The sequence below is a fragment of the Cupriavidus sp. 10L45 genome (assembly GCF_056395225.1).
On the sequence record NZ_JBFTJC010000026.1, the window covers coordinates 2,501 to 5,145 of the forward strand.

A 2,645-nucleotide genomic window follows, 5' to 3' on the forward strand; every position below is an offset into this window, starting at 1 on the left:
TTCAGTGAAGACGAGTAGGGCGGGGCACGTGAAACCCTGTCTGAACATGGGGGGACCATCCTCCAAGGCTAAATACTACTGACCGACCGATAGTGAACCAGTACCGTGAGGGAAAGGCGAAAAGAACCCCGGAGAGGGGAGTGAAATAGATCCTGAAACCGTGTGCGTACAAGCAGTAGGAGCCTCGCAAGGGGTGACTGCGTACCTTTTGTATAATGGGTCAGCGACTTACTGTTCGTGGCAAGCTTAACCGTATAGGGGAGGCGAAGGGAAACCGAGTCTGATAAGGGCGCATAGTCGCGGGCAGTAGACCCGAAACCGGGTGATCTAGTCATGGCCAGGGTGAAGGTGCCGTAACAGGTACTGGAGGCCCGAACCCACGTCTGTTGCAAAAGACGGGGATGAGCTGTGATTAGGAGTGAAAAGCTAATCGAACCCGGAGATAGCTGGTTCTCCTCGAAAGCTATTTAGGTAGCGCCTCATATGTATCCTCTCGGGGGTAGAGCACTGTTATGGCTAGGGGGTCATCGCGACTTACCAAACCATTGCAAACTCCGAATACCGAGACGGACTGTATGGGAGACACACGGCGGGTGCTAACGTCCGTCGTGAAAAGGGAAACAACCCAGACCCACAGCTAAGGTCCCAAATTTTGTGCTAAGTGGAAAACCATGTGGAAAGGCACAGACAGCCAGGAGGTTGGCTTAGAAGCAGCCACCCTTTAAAGAAAGCGTAATAGCTCACTGGTCGAGTCGGTCTGCGGGGAAGATTTAACGGGGCTAAGCACAGAACCGAAGCTTGGGGTGTGCATATTTATATGTACGCGGTAGAGGAGCGTTCCGTAAGCCGTTGAAGGTGGATTGAGAAGTCTGCTGGAGGTATCGGAAGTGCGAATGCTGACATGAGTAACGATAATGCGGGTGAAAAACCCGCACGCCGAAAGCCCAAGGTTTCCTTGCGCAACGTTAATCGGCGCAGGGTGAGTCGGCCCCTAAGGCGAGGACGAAAGTCGTAGTCGATGGGAAGCAGGTTAATATTCCTGCACCTCGCGTAAGTGCGATGGAGGGACGGAGAAGGTTAGGCATACCGGGCGTTGGTTGTCCCGGGGAAAGGCGGTAGGTTTGGATCTTTGGCAAATCCGGGATCCTYYAAGACCGAGCACCGAGACGAGCCTTTATGGCGAAGTTGCTGATACCACGCTTCCAGGAAAAGCTCCTAAGCTTCAGCTTACGCAGACCGTACCGTAAACCGACACAGGTGGGTAGGATGAGAATTCTCAGGCGCTTGAGAGAACTCGGGTGAAGGAACTAGGCAACATGGCACCGTAACTTCGGGAGAAGGTGCACCCTTTTTGGTGGCTCGTGCGAGCTATAGCTGAAGAGGGTCGCAGTAACCAGGCCGCTGCGACTGTTTATCAAAAACACAGCACTCTGCAAACACGAAAGTGGACGTATAGGGTGTGACGCCTGCCCGGTGCTGGAAGGTTAATTGATGGGGTCAGCCGCAAGGCGAAGCTCTTGATCGAAGCCCCAGTAAACGGCGGCCGTAACTATAACGGTCCTAAGGTAGCGAAATTCCTTGTCGGGTAAGTTCCGACCTGCACGAATGGCGTAACGACAGCGGCGCTGTCTCCACCCGAGACTCAGTGAAATTGAAATCGCTGTGAAGATGCAGCGTTCCCGTGGCAAGACGGAAAGACCCCGTGAACCTTTACTATAGCTTTACACTGAACGTTGAGTTCGTCTGTGTAGGATAGGTGGGAGGCTATGAAACCATGGCGCTAGCTGTGGYGGAGCCATCCTTGAAATACCACCCTGTCGTGCTTGACGTTCTAACCTGGGTCCATTATCTGGATCGGGGACCGTGTATGGTGGGTAGTTTGACTGGGGCGGTCTCCTCCTAAAGAGTAACGGAGGAGCTCGAAGGTACGCTCAGCGCGGTCGGACATCGCGCACTGTGTGCAAAGGCATAAGCGTGCTTGACTGCAAGATCGACGGATCAAGCAGGTAGGAAACTAGGACTTAGTGATCCGGTGGTTCTGTATGGAAGGGCCATCGCTCAACGGATAAAAGGTACTCCGGGGATAACAGGCTGATACCGCCCAAGAGTTCATATCGACGGCGGTGTTTGGCACCTCGATGTCGGCTCATCACATCCTGGGGCTGTAGTCGGTCCCAAGGGTATGGCTGTTCGCCATTTAAAGTGGTACGCGAGCTGGGTTCAGAACGTCGTGAGACAGTTCGGTCCCTATCTGCCATGGGCGTTGGAGATTTGAGAGGGGCTGCTCCTAGTACGAGAGGACCGGAGTGGACGAACCTCTGGTGTTCCGGTTGTCACGCCAGTGGCATTGCCGGGTAGCTATGTTCGGAAGCGATAACCGCTGAAAGCATCTAAGCGGGAAGCGCGCCTCAAGATGAGATCTCCCGGGGCACAAGCCCCCTGAAGGAACCATGTAGACTACGTGGTTGATAGGTCAGGTGTGTAAGTACAGCAATGTATTGAGCTAACTGATACTAATGATCCGAGAGGCTTGACCATATAACCTCAAGTTGCCTTGGCCGACATGACATGTCGATAGATCCAAGTGCACGCTACGTCACAAGACCAAACGAGAGGCAGGCGCTCAGGCGCGTCTCTTTGCATCG

At 53.8% G+C, this 2,645-nt stretch carries 1 rRNA gene (cut by a window edge); it reads left to right on the forward strand.

From position 1 onward, the window contains the following. A 23S ribosomal RNA gene (locus AC1DFU_RS27475) occupies positions 1-2,538 on the forward strand; it begins 343 nt to the left of the window's first position. Positions 2,539-2,645: the final 107 nt, after the last annotated feature.